This window comes from Streptomyces cahuitamycinicus, from assembly GCF_002891435.1.
Lineage (GTDB): Bacteria > Actinomycetota > Actinomycetes > Streptomycetales > Streptomycetaceae > Streptomyces > Streptomyces cahuitamycinicus.
The window spans coordinates 16487-31122 of the sequence record NZ_POUC01000045.1 but is presented as its reverse complement, the minus strand read 5'-3'; the positions used below and the strand labels follow the sequence as shown (position 1 = coordinate 31122).

At 69.2% G+C, this 14636-nt stretch carries 12 protein-coding genes and 3 pseudogenes; 8 read left to right on the top strand and 7 right to left on the bottom strand.

All coding sequences use genetic code 11. The annotated features are described in order from the left end of the window. The coding region (locus C1J00_RS09110) for an ABC transporter ATP-binding protein (RefSeq protein WP_245936273.1) at positions 1–728 on the top strand (728 nt) is incomplete at its 5' end. A gap of 406 nt (positions 729–1134) precedes the next feature. Here the strand turns inward: C1J00_RS09110 and C1J00_RS09100 are convergent. Continuing rightward, positions 1135–1399 (bottom strand): annotated as a pseudogene (locus C1J00_RS09100) (GTP-binding protein); the annotation flags it as partial. On the opposite strand from C1J00_RS09100, the gene C1J00_RS44650 reads away from it, so the two are divergent. Further along, positions 1332–1760, top strand: a complete 429-nt coding sequence (locus C1J00_RS44650; protein ID WP_180989473.1) for a hypothetical protein — start codon at positions 1332–1334, stop codon at positions 1758–1760. The pseudogene C1J00_RS09100 and the gene C1J00_RS44650 sit on opposite strands and share 68 nt — an antisense overlap. A 310-nt stretch (positions 1761–2070) precedes the next feature. Here the strand turns inward: C1J00_RS44650 and C1J00_RS09095 are convergent, their stop codons facing one another. Further along, positions 2071–3090, bottom strand: coding sequence for a LacI family DNA-binding transcriptional regulator (locus C1J00_RS09095; RefSeq protein ID WP_245936274.1), 1020 nt, complete (start codon positions 3088–3090; stop codon positions 2071–2073). 592 nt (positions 3091–3682) lie between these two features. On the opposite strand from C1J00_RS09095, the gene C1J00_RS09090 reads away from it, so the two are divergent. Next, on the top strand, positions 3683–4717 hold the full coding sequence (locus C1J00_RS09090; protein WP_102908522.1) for a LacI family DNA-binding transcriptional regulator: 1035 nt from the start codon (positions 3683–3685) through the stop codon (positions 4715–4717). Positions 4718–5561: 844 nt separating this feature from the next. Then, on the top strand, positions 5562–8261 hold the full coding sequence (locus C1J00_RS46560; RefSeq protein ID WP_245936272.1) for an RICIN domain-containing protein: 2700 nt from the start codon (positions 5562–5564) through the stop codon (positions 8259–8261). 319 nt (positions 8262–8580) lie between these two features. Here C1J00_RS46560 and C1J00_RS09080 read toward each other — a convergent pair. The 3 genes and pseudogenes from C1J00_RS09080 to tal form a co-directional block, all read right to left on the bottom strand. Then, positions 8581–9120: pseudogene (locus C1J00_RS09080) on the bottom strand (universal stress protein); the annotation flags it as partial. 4 nt (positions 9121–9124) lie between these two features. Continuing rightward, positions 9125–9724, bottom strand: a pseudogene (locus C1J00_RS09075) (NAD(P)/FAD-dependent oxidoreductase); the annotation flags it as partial. A gap of 2 nt (positions 9725–9726) precedes the next feature. Beyond that, positions 9727–10593, bottom strand: a complete 867-nt coding sequence (gene tal, locus C1J00_RS09070; RefSeq protein WP_219728332.1) for a transaldolase — start codon at positions 10591–10593, stop codon at positions 9727–9729. 335 nt (positions 10594–10928) lie between these two features. Here tal and C1J00_RS09065 point away from each other — a divergent pair, with 335 nt between their 5' ends. Further along, on the top strand, positions 10929–11684 hold the full coding sequence (locus C1J00_RS09065) for a class I SAM-dependent methyltransferase (protein ID WP_102908519.1): 756 nt from the start codon (positions 10929–10931) through the stop codon (positions 11682–11684). 116 nt (positions 11685–11800) lie between these two features. Here C1J00_RS09065 and C1J00_RS09060 read toward each other — a convergent pair whose 3' ends face one another. After that, the gene (locus C1J00_RS09060) at positions 11801–12109 is read right to left on the bottom strand and encodes a hypothetical protein (RefSeq protein WP_102908518.1); all 309 of its coding nucleotides are present in this window, start codon (positions 12107–12109) and stop codon (positions 11801–11803) included. On the opposite strand from C1J00_RS09060, the gene C1J00_RS47870 reads away from it, so the two are divergent. Next, positions 12018–12641 carry a VOC family protein gene (locus tag C1J00_RS47870; RefSeq protein ID WP_342751696.1) on the top strand — a complete coding sequence of 208 codons (624 nt, stop codon included), beginning with the start codon at positions 12018–12020 and terminating at the stop codon, positions 12639–12641. The two genes, C1J00_RS09060 and C1J00_RS47870, sit on opposite strands and share 92 nt — an antisense overlap. Positions 12642–12692: 51 nt before the next feature. After that, entirely contained in the window at positions 12693–13499 is an 807-nt protein-coding gene (locus C1J00_RS09050; protein WP_102908517.1) for an IS5 family transposase, read from the top strand. A gap of 203 nt (positions 13500–13702) precedes the next feature. Here the strand turns inward: C1J00_RS09050 and C1J00_RS45145 are convergent, their stop codons facing one another. Continuing rightward, positions 13703–13879: a hypothetical protein gene (locus C1J00_RS45145; RefSeq protein WP_180989469.1), complete on the bottom strand. Its 177-nt coding sequence runs from the start codon at positions 13877–13879 to the stop codon at positions 13703–13705. 274 nt (positions 13880–14153) lie between these two features. On the opposite strand from C1J00_RS45145, the gene C1J00_RS46555 reads away from it, so the two are divergent. Continuing rightward, positions 14154–14294: a hypothetical protein gene (locus tag C1J00_RS46555; protein WP_245936271.1), complete on the top strand. Its 141-nt coding sequence runs from the start codon at positions 14154–14156 to the stop codon at positions 14292–14294. Positions 14295–14636: the final 342 nt, after the last annotated feature.

The following is a 14636-nucleotide window of genomic DNA, read 5'->3' as shown; positions in this document are numbered from 1 at the left end:
CGCCCGGACCGCTGGGCGTCCGGCTGCACCGGCTGAGGTTCGACTACGGAGGACGGCCCGTGCTGGACGGCGTCGATCTGACCGTCCCTCCGGGCCGGACACTCGCTCTGGTCGGCGCCTCCGGTGCCGGCAAGTCGACCTGCGCCCACCTGCTGGCGCGCTTCTGGGACCCGTCCGGCGGTGCGGTCCAATTGCTGCCCGCCGACGGCGACCCCGTGGACGTGCGGGAGGTGAGCGACGATGACCTGCGGCGTGCGGTGGTTCTGGTGGGACAGGACACGCCCCTCTTCCACGGCTCACTCGCCGAGAACCTGCGGCTCGCCGCACCCGAGGCGGACGACCAGGCGCTGGCCGAAGCGGCCCGGTTGTGCGGCGTCGACCGGATAGCCCCGATGGACACCCTCGTCGGCGAGCGCGGCGCCACGCTCTCCGGCGGCCAGCGGGCCCGCATCGCCATGGCCCGCGCGCTGCTGGTCCGGCCGAGAGTCCTCGTCCTCGACGAGTCCACCGCCCACCTGGACAACGCCGGCGACGCCCAACTAGCCACCGCGCTGCACAAGGAGGATCGCACCACGATCGTCATCGCCCACCGCCCGGCCACCATCCGCCGTGCCGACCGCATCGCCGTCCTTGACGGAGGCCGCATCGCGGAAGCGGGAACCTGGGAGGAACTCACGAGCCGCCCCGGCAGCGCGCTCAACCGCATCCTCACGACCACCCCCTCCTGAGCACGGGACTTTGCCCCGGGACCCGGGCCGGTGAGGCTTAGGGCCGGATATACCTGGAAACGACTACTCCCGAACGATCGTCGCGCCGACGGTCGGCCGGCACCGGGAGGGGTCTCACATGGATGCGCCCTTGTATCTGAGGCCCAGGGTGGAGCCGCCGCTCGGCGCACAGCTGACGGACCGGCCCTTCCTGCACTCGCTCGTCGACGCGCTGGGGTCGCCGTATCCCTTAGCAGCGCGTGTTCCTTGCGGTTCTCCACGGCGCGGGCGTACAGCGGTATGAGGAGGGTCTCCTGCACCGTCCCCAGGCGCGGCTTCTTCCTGTCGTCCATGAGTGGCCTCTCTGACAAAGGTGTGTACCGGGCCGGACGGTGCCGTGGCTGCGACCACCGCCTGGCCCGGAGTTTCAGTGGCCCGTCACGGTGGCAAGGGGGCCGTGCTCGTGCGCGCAGCTCTCGTCGAAGCCGTAGGTGTCCCAGGCGGGGAAGGGGTCGGAAGCGGGCAGGGCCTCGCCTTCCCGCATGAGGCAGTCGGTCAGGGCCGTCCGCAACGGCTCCGCTTCCACTGGGCTCCAATAAAGACGAGTTCCTGTAAGGGCTGTCGGTGTCACGAGCGGAGGAAGGCTCGAAGCGCGCCACCGAGCCGGCCTTCGACCACAGGGCCGATGCACTGGCCACTGCCGGTCTTCTGGTGCTGCTGCGTCGCACCCTGCCACGCCGTGCTGCGGTATCGGCGCAGGGCCTGGGGGACGGCACCGGCCTGGACACGGACGTGGCGGCGCACCCACACCCCCTGCAGGGTGCCCGTTCGCCGTCGTCGGACATCGGCATCTCGGTGGTGGACGGCGCGGGACAGCCATCGGGCCGACGACGGTTTCTGGCGCTGGCGGTCGGGGCGATCGGCGCGGCCGCGGTGGCCGTACCGGGCGGACGTCGGCTCTGGGCACAACATGTGGCCGCGGCCCGGGCCGCGGTGGCGGAGGAACGACTGCCACCAGCGGTCCGCGTCCACCGGCGTCGCGGCGCTGGCTGAGCACCACAGCCAGACCGGTTCTGCCCGCACCTCCGCGTCTTCGCGCGCGGCCGCCACCCGCGGCCCGTGGACGCCTGGCCTTGAGGGCGGTCCTCGGCCTTCGCCGAAGTCCTGTCGGGGCCCGGCCCCACCTCGATCCCGTGGCCTGCAGCAGTCCATGGCCTGTCGGGGCCGGCCCGCCCTGCGGCGCACCACGCCCGCGATCCGCTGGCAGTCAGGTGCCGCGTCGACGGCAGCCCGTCCCACCACCCAGGCACCGTCGAGCAGTCGGCCGGGGGCAGGACGCAAACGCGGCACCACAGCCGGGATCTCAGCCCCGGTCGTCGGCCCGCGGCCGTGGCAGACGCCGTGTGCTGCCCCGTAGGACAACGCTCGTGGAAACCTGCACGATCCGCGAGGCGTCGTCGTCGGACAGCGCGAGCTCCATCGCGCGGAGCCCGAGCTGCCGCAGAGGTACGGTCACGGTGGTCAGCTCCGGGACGACGTCCACCGCTGGGCCGATGTCGTCGAAGCCGGCGACGGCGACGTCCTGGCCGGGGACCAGTCCTGCGTCGCGGAATGCCGTCATCGCACCGATCGCCATGACGTCGCTGACGGCGAAGACGAGTTCCGTGCCGTCCAGGCCCCGACGGACCAGCTCACGGGCGGCCGCACACCCGCCTCGGCGGCTGAACTCGGCTTCCACCACGCGTTGTTCGTTGATGTCGATGTCGAACTCGCGCAGGCCGTCCATGAATCCACCGCACCGGTCACGGGACGTCCTGAGTCCCCCGCCCGCGCACACCACCGCGAACCGTCGGTAGCCGAGGCCTGCCAACGCGCGGGCAAGCTGCCGCGCCCCGCCGTAGTCGTCGATGCTGACGGTGCGGAACGGCAGATCGTGCTGGCTTATCAGGACCACGCTGCCGCCGGCATCCCGGTAGGCGTCGAACTCCTCGACGAGAGCGTCGCGGGTGTCGCTGCCGTCGATGCGGCTGCCGGTCAGGATGATGGCGCGGGGCCGCATGCCGCGCAGCGTCCTGACGATCTGGAGTTCACGCTCGGGGGAGCGGCCCGCGACCGCCATGGTCACGATGAGTCCGGCCGCCTCCGCCGCCTGCGTCACACCTGCCGCGATGGAGGAGAAGTACGGGTCGTCGACACCGCTGACCACCAGAGCGACGGTGTTCGTCGACCCCCGCGCGATCGCCTGGGCGGACAGGTGCGGCGCGTAGCCCAGTTCCGCGGCCGCGGCGAGCACACGGGCGGCGTTCCCCTGCCGGACGTTGCGGATGCTGCCGTTGAGCACGCGCGACGCCGTCGCCTGCGAGACGCCCGCGGCCCGGGCCACATCACGCAAGGTTGCCTGGCGCTCCCCGGATACGGCCGCCCCGCGCCGTGGCGGAGACGCTGCCGGCCCATCTTCCATGTCACACATTGTGCACTGGGACGCACAGCGCCTCGAAGGCGGTGGGATGACGAGGGCCTGATGCGCGGCAGACCGCTCACCCGTGGCGCAGTGCGTTTCCCCTCTGAGGCCCGGCGCCCATGGCCATGACACGGCGTGGGGCCGAAAGGGCCGTGCCTGTCTGGACGCGACACGGTGCGTGGCCTCGGCCCCGCGTGCCTGAGTCACGCCCCAGTGCCGATGCGACGGCGTTCCGGCGGTGCGACAGGCGCCGCTGCCAGGGCCGTGGCGACGCCGACACGGCACTCCGCGACGGAGCGTCCCGCCGGACCCGGGGCGTGTTCGTGTCCACCGTGGAGCCGAGCCGCACGCCACCGCGTCACCTGTACGGTCCGTATCCCCGTCGGCGGCCGGCCATGGATATCCTCGGGTGGCGTCGGCTGCGGCTGGTGAGGGCTGCTGCGGCTCGGTGGCGGCCCGTGCAGGCCGCTGCGGCTCGGCGGCGGCGTTCTCATAGTGCGGGAGGGAATGGCACATGCCCCATCCAGCCAGACCGACCGTCACCCTGCGCGACGTGGCGGCGGCCGCCGGAGTGTCGGTCACGACCGCGTCACGAGTCCTGGGCGGCAGTTCCCGGACGGTCGCCCCCGAGTACGAGCAGCGGGTCCTCACCGCCGCGGCCGCGCTGCGCTACACCGCGGATGCCGCGGCCCGGGCGATGCGGCGCGCGAGCGACTCGATCGCGGTGGTCGCCGACGACCTCACCACCCCGTCGATGGGAATGGTCGTCGCGGCGATGGAACGGCAGGCGCGCGACGCCGGGGCGTTCGTGACCGTCTCGTCGACCCACGGCACCGCCGGGCGCCAGCTCGAAACCGTCCGGCTGCAGCGTGCGCTCCGGCCGCGGGCGCTCATACTGACCTCCAGCCGCCTGGACGCGAACGCCCTGGACGGGCGCCTGCTCGACGAGCTGCTCGGCTACGAACGTGACGGGGGCCGGGTGGTGATCGTCGGTGACACCGACATGCCGTTCGACGCCATCGGCTTCGACAACCATGGCTCCGCGAAGGAACTGGCCACCCACATCGCCGAGTCGGGGCACCGGCACGTGACCATCCTCGCCGGCGTCCGCGGGCGCGGGAACGTCGCCGCCCGCACGGCGGGTCTGGTGGCCGGGCTGCGCGACGCCGGTCTCGAGGAACGGCACATCCACATCTCGCACGGTGCGGTGAGCCGCCAAGGGGGATTCGACGCGGCCCGGCGGCTGGTCGCCCGAGGACTCGAGCCACCGCACGCGGTCCTGGCCGCCAACGACACCATCGCCATCGGCGCGATGTCCGCCTTCCGGGCCGCGGGGGTGTCGGTACCGGCGGACGTCTCGGTGACCGGTTTCGACGACATCGAGCTCGCGACCGACGTGACACCGCGGCTGACGACCGTGTCGTTGCCGCTGGCGGAGGCGGGCGCGGAGGCGGTCCGCCTCGCGCTCGCGGCTCGTGCGCAAGCCTCACGCCTGATGATGCGCGGGCAGCTCGTGGTGCGCGACAGTACGGCGGCCCACGTCCCCTGACCTGCCCCTGCTGTGGATACCGGCCGGTTCGTGCGGCGCGGCGGGGCCGGTCCCTGCCACCGTGCGGCGAGGCCGGTCCGTACCGCGAGGCGAGCAGCGGGGGGTGTCGTCCGGAGCCGGGCCGGGCGCCGCCCGAGCGCGGCGCCGTCTCCCGCATCAGGCCGGCGTACGGGAGGGCAGCCCGACACGCTGCTCCTTGGGCGTGCCTGCCGGCGAGGGCGTAGTGCGCGGTGGGCGGTGGGCGGTGCGGTCAGCGTGGAGGGGCCCGCCGGCCTGCCGTTCGTCTTCCGGCAGGCCGGCGGCGGCCATCACCCTCACGTGCCGAGAGGTTCGTCCGGCTGGAAACCTTGACGGCTCGATCATCTCTGGACACACTGCGCGGAATACGTTTTCCCAGCACGCCTTGAGGGGAGCATGAGGATCCTCAGCACACCTTGGCGGCGGTTCGGCAGCGCCGATGACGTGCCGTCGAACGTGACGACACAACCGCCTTCGACCTCCCGCCGGCCCGGTGCGGGCCGGCCTCCCTCGCACCCGTTCCGGTCGTGACGCCGCCTGCACCGGAGCGCATCGACCCGCACATGATCCGGGCCGCCGGGCTGCGATGACACGGAGGCGTTCACCCCCGGGCTCACGGACGGCCGTCCGCTACCGGAGCCGCCGCCCGAGCCCGGCCTCCGAGAGGGCGGGTCGGGCCCGGTCCACACCCGCGACATCGCCACCCGTCGGTGCACCCGCCCCCGGACCCGCACCACCCGCGCTCCGAGCCGTTACGTGATGTCTCGGCTGGAGGAGTCACTCCAGGAGCCGGTACCGCACGACCGCACACGACAAGAAGAGGACCATGACCACCTACCGAAGACTTGTGCCGAGGGCGACCGCCGCCGCGCTGTGCGCGCTGGCCGTCGTGCTCGCCTCGATCGTGCTCATCCCCGCGCAGCGGGCCCACGCCGCGGGCAGCACGTACTACGTGAGCGAGACCGGGAGCGACAGCAACTCCGGGACCAGCACCAGCTCCCCCTGGCGCTCGCTGAGCAAGGTGAACTCGACGACGTTCCAGCCCGGCGACACCATCCGCTTCGCGGCCGGTGACAGCTGGACCGGGCAGCTGTGGCCGAAGGGGTCCGGTGCCGACGGCTCCCCGATCAGCATCGACAGCTACGGGGCGGGCGCCAAGCCGAAGATCGCCGGCCAGGGCACCGTCGGCGACGCGGTGCGGTTGCACAACCAGCAGTACTGGGAGATCCGCAACCTCGATGTGTCGAACACGGTCCCCACGGGGACGACAGACGGTTCGAAGCTCGGCGACTTCCGCGGCATCGGCGTGCACGGTGACAACGGCCAGACCCTACGCCACTTCGTGATCGACTCGGTCGACGTGCACGACGTCACCGGCGAGGTCAAGTGGATCGGCGGCAGCAGTACCGGCAACAAGCCGGGCATCACCTTCGTACAGGGCTGGGACCGCTCGAAGAACACCGGCGGCATCGCCTTCCTCACCGGCGTCCAGGACATCACCGCGCCCGGCGCCCCCACGGTGCTCGACGGCATCACCGTGGAGAACTCCACCATCAAGAACACCTCGTTCGGCGGCATAGTCGTGAAGCAGTACGTCGGTGACGCACCCGGTGCGGTCGCGACGGGCTGGGGCAGGCGCGCCACGGCCGGCGACTCCAACTTCACCCCGCACACCGACGTCACGATCCGCGGCAACTACATCACGCAGGAGAACACCTCCTACGGTTGCAACGGCGTCTACCTCACCAACGTCCGGGGCGGACTCGTCGAAGGCAACGTGATCGACCGGGTCGGCGTCTCCGGCGTCGAGACCTACATGGCCGACAGCGTCACCGTCCAGTACAACGAGATCATGGGCACCCGTCTCTCGTCGGGTGGTGCCGACCAGAACGGCATGGACCCCGACATCGGCACCACCAACCAGGTGTTCCAGTACAACTACCTCCACGACAACGGCGACGGCATCCTGCTGTGCGCGTGCAACTCCACGTACAAGTTCGGCAGCGTGGTGCTCCGCTACAACGTCATCACCGGCAGCAAGCGCTGGAACATCCACATGTCGCAGCAGAGCGGCACGGTGGCGGAGATCTACAACAACGTCTTCGCCAACACCGATTCGTCGACCATGGTGACCGGCGGTGTCTCCGGCAAGGCGTGGTTCACCAACAACCTGTTCATCTCCGGACATTCCGCGCCTGACTTCAGGCAGCAGTCGAGCATCGTCTACAAGAACAACGGGTACTCGTCCAACCTGACGACTCGGCCCACGTCCGACGTGAACGCCGTGGTCGGCGCTCCGCAGTTCGTGAACGCCGCCGTCGCGGGTCCCTACGGCGACGAGAACGGCCCGAGGCTCGGCACGGCGGCGAACTTCGCCCTCCAAGCCGGATCGGTGTTCGCCGACGCCGGTGCCACCGTCACCGGCAACGGCGGCCTCGACTTCACCGGGACGCCGGTACCGGCCGGAAGCGGTCCGGACATGGGCGCCTTCGAGCGCGGGGCGCCCGACGTCGCGTTGACGGACTCGTTCGACGGCCTGGCGACCGGCGCGCTCGCCGACGGTACGAACGGATGGCGGGTCGTCTCGACCAACAACCAGGTCTCCGCGGTGGAGACGCCCTCCGCCACCGACAAGAGCGTCCGGCTGAGCCGCGCGATCGAGGGCGGCGGCACCGACGGGACCAACCTCGCCCGGGTCTTCGGCACCCCGCTGCAGGGCGTGGTGACGATCGAGGCGCAGGTCATGCGCAACGACACGCAGGCGGGCTGGTTCGGGCTGCCCTACGTGTACAACTCCAGCGGCGCACCAGCCGTCAGCGTCGCGTTCGCGCGCGGCGAGATCCGCGCGTACGAGGGAAGCACGGCCCGAGTCATCGGGACGTACGCCTCCGGCCAGTGGTATCGGGTCACGCTCACCGTCGACACGGTGAACCAGCGCTTCGACCTGGACATCGACGGCCGGCGCGTGCTGAGCGACGCCACGTTCCGCACCTCGATGCCGGGGATCGCGAAGGTCGCCTGGTACGCGAACGGCGGCGAGCGCGGGTCGGTGCACGTCGACGACGTGCGGGTCCGGCGCGGTGCCGGCTTCGGCAACGACAGCCACCGCAGGCTCGTGGCGCGGCATTCGGACAAGTGCACCGACGTGACCAGCGCTTCGGCCGCCAACGGCGCCAAGCTCATCCAGTACAGCTGCGACACCGGGCAGAACCAGCAGTGGCAGCTGCGCGATGCCGGCAGCGGTTACGTCCAGCTCGTGGCCCGGCATTCGGGCAAGTGCGCCAGTGTGACCGGCGCTTCCACCGCCAACGGCGCCGAGCTCATCCAGTCCGACTGCGGCAACGGGCAGAACCAGCAGTGGCAGCTGCGCGATGCCGGCAGCGGTTACGTCCAGCTCGTGGCCCGGCATTCGGGCAAGTGCGCTGACGTGGTCAGCGCTTCGGCCGCCAACGGCGCCCAGCTCATCCAGTACAGCTGCGGCACCGGGCACAACCAGCAGTGGAGCGTCAGTTCGCTGACCTCCTGAAAGATGCGCATTCTGCCGGGCCGCATCGGCCCGGCAGAATGCGTTGCCGTTCCGTGGCCTGCGATCCCGCGCGAGCGGGTGCGCCGGCTGCGGCCTGCCTGCCTGCTGCCAGCGGGCTGGGTTCCTCGGGGAACCGGCGACCGTTGAATACGAAGGCCCACCAGCAAAAGCGTGCCGATGGGCAGACAGATCGGCTCTCAGCGGGCCTGTGGATAGCCCATTTCGGAGATGCTCTGGGCCAGGTCCGCCAGGGTGACCTCTACGTTCAACGACGACACGAGTTCCTGGTCAAGCGGCCGCGAGGCATACAGGTCACTCTCACGCTCACACCCGGATACGCCTCCTGGCGGCCGACAAGAGCCTCGTGCAGTAGACGTTCCTCCTGCGCGGCCAGCGCTCCTGGCTCGTTCGCGTACGGCATTGCCTCGTCCTGCGGCGGTGGCATCGGCGCGTTCCATGGGGTCCAGGCGTGCAAAGCAACGATGCCGACCCTGCTTAGCGCCGCCTCGGCGAAAGCGAAATCAACCGCTCCAGCACCGGCCGAGGAGCCGTCGACACCCACCACGATCGCCTCTGTGCCCTGACCTAGCTCGCGGACGACGAGGACCGGGCATTGGCCATGCGCTGCCAGATGCACTGCCGTCGATCCCACTATCAGCCCGACGAAGCTCCCCAGGCCGCGCGAGCCGACAACCACGAGTTCCGCAGCACGGGACTGCGCTTCCAGGACCGTCAGCGGTTCACCTGTCACCACCGCGCGGGAGACCTCGACGTCTGGTGCCACCGTCCTGGCGCGCTTCTCAGCCTCGGCCAGCAGGCGTTCCACCATGTTGCGCAAGCCGCTCTCCGGCGGACCCAGGAAGATCGCGGTGCAGTTCAGCGAAGACCCGAGCGACCTCACGGCCGAGGACCCGCAGCAGCGGCAGCTCGGCCATCTCCAGCACGGTGACCTCCACACCGGCCATGCGGGCGGCGGCAGTGGTCTCCAGGCCGACCCAGCCCGCGCCGCTGACCACCGCCCGTGAGGCCGACCGGAACGCTTCCTTGATGTGGTCGCTGTCCTCGACCCGCCGCAGGTACAGCACCCGCTCCAGGTCCGCACCTGGGACAGGAAGGCGGCGCGGGGAGGATCCGGTGGTCAGCAGCAGCTTGCCGTAGCCGACTCGGCTGCCGTTGGCGAGGGTCACCTCGCGCGCGACCGGGTCGGCGGCGGTGACCGCCATGCCGAGCCGCAGATCCAGATCATGCTCGGCGTACCACTGCGGCGGATGGACGTAGATCGGCTCGCGTGCGTCCTTGCCCGTCAGGTAGCCCTTGGACAGCGGCGGCCGTTCGTAGGGCTGTTCACTTTCGTCCCCGATCAGAACCAGCGGGCCGTCGAAGCCCTCCTCGCGCAGGGCCTGCGCGGCCTTGGCCCCGGCCAGGCTGGCACCGACGATCACACACCCGTCGTTCGCGGACATCGTCAGTCCCCTTCCCGGGCTGCGGGCCGGCTCCGCAACGTTTCGGCGAGCTGCTCGGAAAGCTGCTCCCGACTGGCGTCGAACTTCGACACGCCCTCGTCCTCAAGGGTCTGCACGACGTCGCCGTAGTCCACCCCGACGGCCCGCATCCCCGCGAGAACCTGCTCAGCGTCGTCGTAGTGGGCGCGGATCGAGTCGGCCGGTACGCGGCCGTGGTCGGCAACCGCGCGCAAGGTGGCCTCAGGCATGGTGTTGACCACGCCAGGTGCGACCAGTTCGGTCACGTAACGGGTGTCGGGGTAGGCGGGTTCCTTGACGGAGGTCGAAGCCCACAGCGGCCGTTGCGGATGGGCTCCCGCCCCTCTCAGGGCTTGCCAGCGAGGTGAGGAGAGAACCCGCTCGTAGTGCTGGTAGGCCAGCCGCGCGTTGGCGATCGCCAGACGGCCGCGCAGCTCGGCCGCCTGCGCGGTGCCGATCTTGTCCAGGCGTGCGTCTGCCTCCGCGTCGACCCGGGAGACGAAGAACGAAGCCACCGACCCGATGCCGGAGAGTTCCCGTCCGGCATCGCGGGCGCGTTCCATCCCGTGGAGGAAGGCGTCCATCACCTCGTCATAGCGGGTGAGGGAGAAGATCAACGTGACATTGATGCTGATTCCCTCCCCGAGACACGCGGTGATCGCCGGCAGGCCCTGCCGGGCGGCCGGGATCTTCACGAACAGGTTGGGCCGGTCGACCAGCCACCACAGCGCCCGCGCCTCCGCGATCGTCGCCGCGGTGTCACGCGCCAGCCGGGGATCGACCTCTATGGAGACGCGCCCGTCAACGCCGTCCCGCCCGGACACCAGCCGCTCCCGGCTGAGGTCGTCCAATCAGATCGACACTCCAGCATCGCTCAGTGTGTTCAACGGATTCATGACGCTGCCGCTCCTCCCGCGTGCCAAGCGGACGGGCTTGCTGCTCTCATCCGCGGCCCCGCACCAGAGCCTGCCTGTCGCTCCATCGTCTCTGGAAGGCCAGTGGCCCGCATCCGCACACCAGGTCCCCCAAACGGACAGTAACCAGCCGGTGACATCCACTCAGACGGACAACTGACAACCCACAAACACCGTCAGAGCCATCCTTGCGAAAACCATTGGTGCCCGGCTTGCTCCGCTGATGGACTGACGTCCTACCGAGAGTCTGCCGCGTGACGGAGGTAGTGGTTGTGACAGGCTATGACGTGCTTGCCGAGGTGTACGAATGGCTTATCTCGGATGCAAAGTTGCCTCCAGCCGAGTTCGCTGCGTCGTTCGACGACGTCCTCAATCTCCTGCCGTCGAACGCTCACGTCCTCGACTGTTCGTGCGGAACCGGACAGTTGGCGGTTGGCCTCGCCGGTCGTGGCATGCAGGTTGCCGCAACTGACGCCAGCGAGGCGATGGTTCGTCGGACTGCAGAGTTGTCTGAGGAGTTCGGGGCATCCGTCCGGGCCATACGGGCGAACTGGGAAGAGTTGCCCGACCATTTCCAGGACACCACGTTCGACATGGTGTTCTGCGTTGGCAACTCGCTTCACCATGCCGCGGGCGCGACAGGCAGGCGTGCTGCTCTGGAGTCGATGTCACGGCTTCTGCGCCCCGGCGGGCGCTTGGTACTCACATCCCGCACTTGGGAACTCGTGAGGGCCAGAGGTTCCCGGCTGGAGATCAGTGACCGACTCGTCCGCCGGAACGGTCGCGATGCCGTCGTGGTCTACCGCTGGGAGATTGCGCCGCATTGGGAGGAGGAGCACCACATCGAGATTGCGATCGCGCAAGTTGATGCGACCGGGTTGGTTCTTGTCCGCTCGGAACTGCTGTCCTGCTGGCCCTATCGGTACGAGGAACTCGAAGTCGAGCTGCACCGGGTCGGACTCCAGACGGAACTGAGCACGTTCGATCTTGAGGCCGAGAATTACATGGTGGTCGCGAGCAAGGTATAAATACCGGACTCTCACTCCCTGGCCGGACCGCGCGGTTGCTCGCAGGACGCTTGCGCCCGTCATCGGTGCGGGTTCAAGTGGCCAACGCAACGCCTCGGACGAGGAGTGCTCGTCGATCAGACGGCGGTAGATCCGGGGTGACGGTATGGCGCTGTTTCCTGGTCGCGTCCAGAGCAATGAGCAGGACTCTCGTCGATCAGCAGCGTGAACGGATCCAGCTTCGACGGCCGCGCCGAAGCGGTTGTCATGCGTGGCTGCGGCCAAGCCGAGGTCAGGGCCTTGTTGACCGTGCTCCAGGTGACGCCGTACTTGCACTCCAACGCCCGGTTCGACATGCCATCGCGGGAGTCGCGCCGCAGCGCGGCGTACAACTCGACCTGCGACTGGCCGGACCCGGCACACCCGCCGTCACGCTCGCCGCGCATCTCGCCTACGGCACCATCGTCGGAGGATTCCTTACGTGGCCAGGCTGAGACCCGTGACCGTGCCCCTGGGGCCTGCTGGACGCTTCCAGCAGGCACGACACCGTCCGGGCAGCGTGGAAACCTGACCGGGAATTCCTTGCGAAAAGCCCTCGTATCGTGGTCGAAGGTGGAAGGGGGCCTCATGGCCTACCCACATGAAGCGTCGGCCTCAGGCCGGGAGCCTGCCCATCCGTCACCGGATTCGGAGCCGAACGGTGGAGGACCGGATGCGCGCGGACCCCGGCTGGCCTCGGTCGTGGTGTTCGTCCACGACCACGATGCGTCGGCGGCCTTCTACGGGGAGCTGCTGAACATGAAGGTCACGGTACGTACCGCGACTGCCGCGCTGCTCGTGAGCCGCAACGGCTTCCAGGTGTACCTGCGCACCGTGGGCGCGAATGCTATGCATCCCGTGGGCCACGTCGGCGCTCAGTACGTGATGGTCATCCCACCACACGCTACTGAGCCTCTTTCATCCTGTGCTGGAGGGTGAAATGGGCTGGTCAGCGGGTGTGGTGACGAGGCAGGGCCCCTCGTCGTTGGTGTGGTGATTCCACTCAACACACTGGTGACCGAAGGGGCCCTGTTGGTTCCGTATCCTGCCACGCTCGACGTCCCGCATGAGCTCGTCGAGCATGTCGCCTGGCTGCTGTACGAGCACCGCCAAGCCCGCAACACCCGCTGGCGCAAGCTCAGCTGCTTCCAGCAGGCACTGCTCACCCTGGTGCACCTGCGGAAGAACGAGACGTTCTCGCAGCTCGGAGCCGGTTTCGGGATATCCCGGGCCACCGCCTGGCGGTACGTCGACGAGACCTTGGACGTCCTGGCCGGCTGTGCGCCCGGCCTCCACGAAGCCCTCACCGGCCTCGGTGAAGGCGACCACGTCATTGTTGACGGCACCCTGATCCCCACCGACCGCATCGCCGCCGACGAGCCGTACTACTCGATGAAGCACCGCAAGCACGGCATGAACGTGCAGGTCATCGCCCGGCCCGACGGCACACCGCTGTGGTTCTCCCGCGCGACACCCGGCCGCACCCACGACCTGACCGCGGCCCGCGCCCACGGCATCGTCCAGGCCTGCCTCACCCGGCAGATCCTCGTTCTCGCCGACCGCGCCTACCAGGGCGCCGGCGCCACATTTCGAACCCCCTACTACCACCACAGCGAACAACCCGAGCACTACCAGCAGTTCAACCGCGACCACGCCCGTCTCCGAGCACCCGGCGAACGCGCCTTCGCTCAGCTGAAGTCCTGGCGACTGCTCCGCCGGACCAGATGCTCCACCCGCCGTATCGGCACCATCGTCCAGGCTGTCCACACACTGCTGACCTGCAGCTATTCAGGATGAAAGAGGTTCACTGACATCACTCTCGGTCAGCCCGCCACGGAAAGTGAGCCAGAACCCGAGTTTTGACGGCGCCGTCGTGCCGTCATCGCGTCGTGTGATCAATTCGCTTGGGGTCGTCCCAAGTCACTGATCCGCGCGGTACGGCAGCGACACCAGCACTGCGGCCTCGACGGAAAGTACCGCCGAGGCCGCGTCGCAGTCGTCTATGTTCGCTGTCGCCCTGCCAGCCAGACCAAGCTGCCGACGACCACAAGGGCGATACCCTCGATGATCAGCACGCGCGCAACGCTGTAACTTGTCCACGCTGACACGACGAAGGCCAGACCTGCCAGAAGCACGATGGCGAGCACTGCGGCTGTCTTCTTGCTGGCTGGATTCACTCAAACGCCTCCTGATACTTCTGTGACGTCGCGTCCGTCCTGCGGCCACCACCGAGGCCATGCAAATCCTGCGTGACACGCAGTCACGCGCGCCTCACATACCCCGAAATCCGCCAGCAGACGACTCCACCGTCAAGGCGCGCCTACGTACAACTCCCCGACCACCGGCCAGAGACGTTCCGCCCCGCACCACGTCACCGACGACCTTCACCCCGAGCAAGACACCCACCGCCCCCGGCAGCGCCGGGGGCATAGTGCTGCCTCGAGGACCGACGTGCCGACCTACGAGGCCATGCCCCGCTTCACCACCGACCTGGACCGCCTTACCCCAGAACAGCGCCGCCGCTTTCGCCAGACCGTGACGGCCTTCGTCGAGACCTGCGCACCGCGGCCTTCCGCGCTGGCCTCCGCGTGAAGGGTGTCCACCGCGCGCCCGGCGTCTTCGAACTCCCTTGGGACGGGAACGGCCGCGCCACCTGGTCCTACGGACCACAGACACTCCCCGGCGAGCAGCACATCGTCTGGCGTCGCATTGGCACCCACGACATCCTCACCGGCCCCTGCCGGCAGTCACGACGTTCCAATTGGAACGCGATCGTTCGAACGCTCCGAACGGGAGCGCTTCGACTGAAGTGCCCGCCATTGGGATCTTGGCGGGCACGACGGAGCGCGCTGTACATCCTTGGGTGGGACGTAAAACTGACTGCCGCGCCGGGCGGAGTAGAGGCACTGGCCGAACGGGCGGTCGTCGCCGCGT

Bases quoted from the DNA above. Each gene is read 5' to 3' on its own strand.
- C1J00_RS09060 (WP_102908518.1), bottom strand. From the start codon at position 12,109: ATGCGCGGCGAGCGTGACGGCGGGTGTGCCGGGTCCGGCCAGTCGCAG.
- C1J00_RS46560 (WP_245936272.1), top strand. From the start codon at position 5,562: ATGACCACCTACCGAAGACTTGTGCCGAGGGCGACCGCCGCCGCGCTG.
- C1J00_RS09090 (WP_102908522.1), top strand. From the start codon at position 3,683: ATGCCCCATCCAGCCAGACCGACCGTCACCCTGCGCGACGTGGCGGCG.
- C1J00_RS47870 (WP_342751696.1), top strand. From the start codon at position 12,018: ATGCCATCGCGGGAGTCGCGCCGCAGCGCGGCGTACAACTCGACCTGC.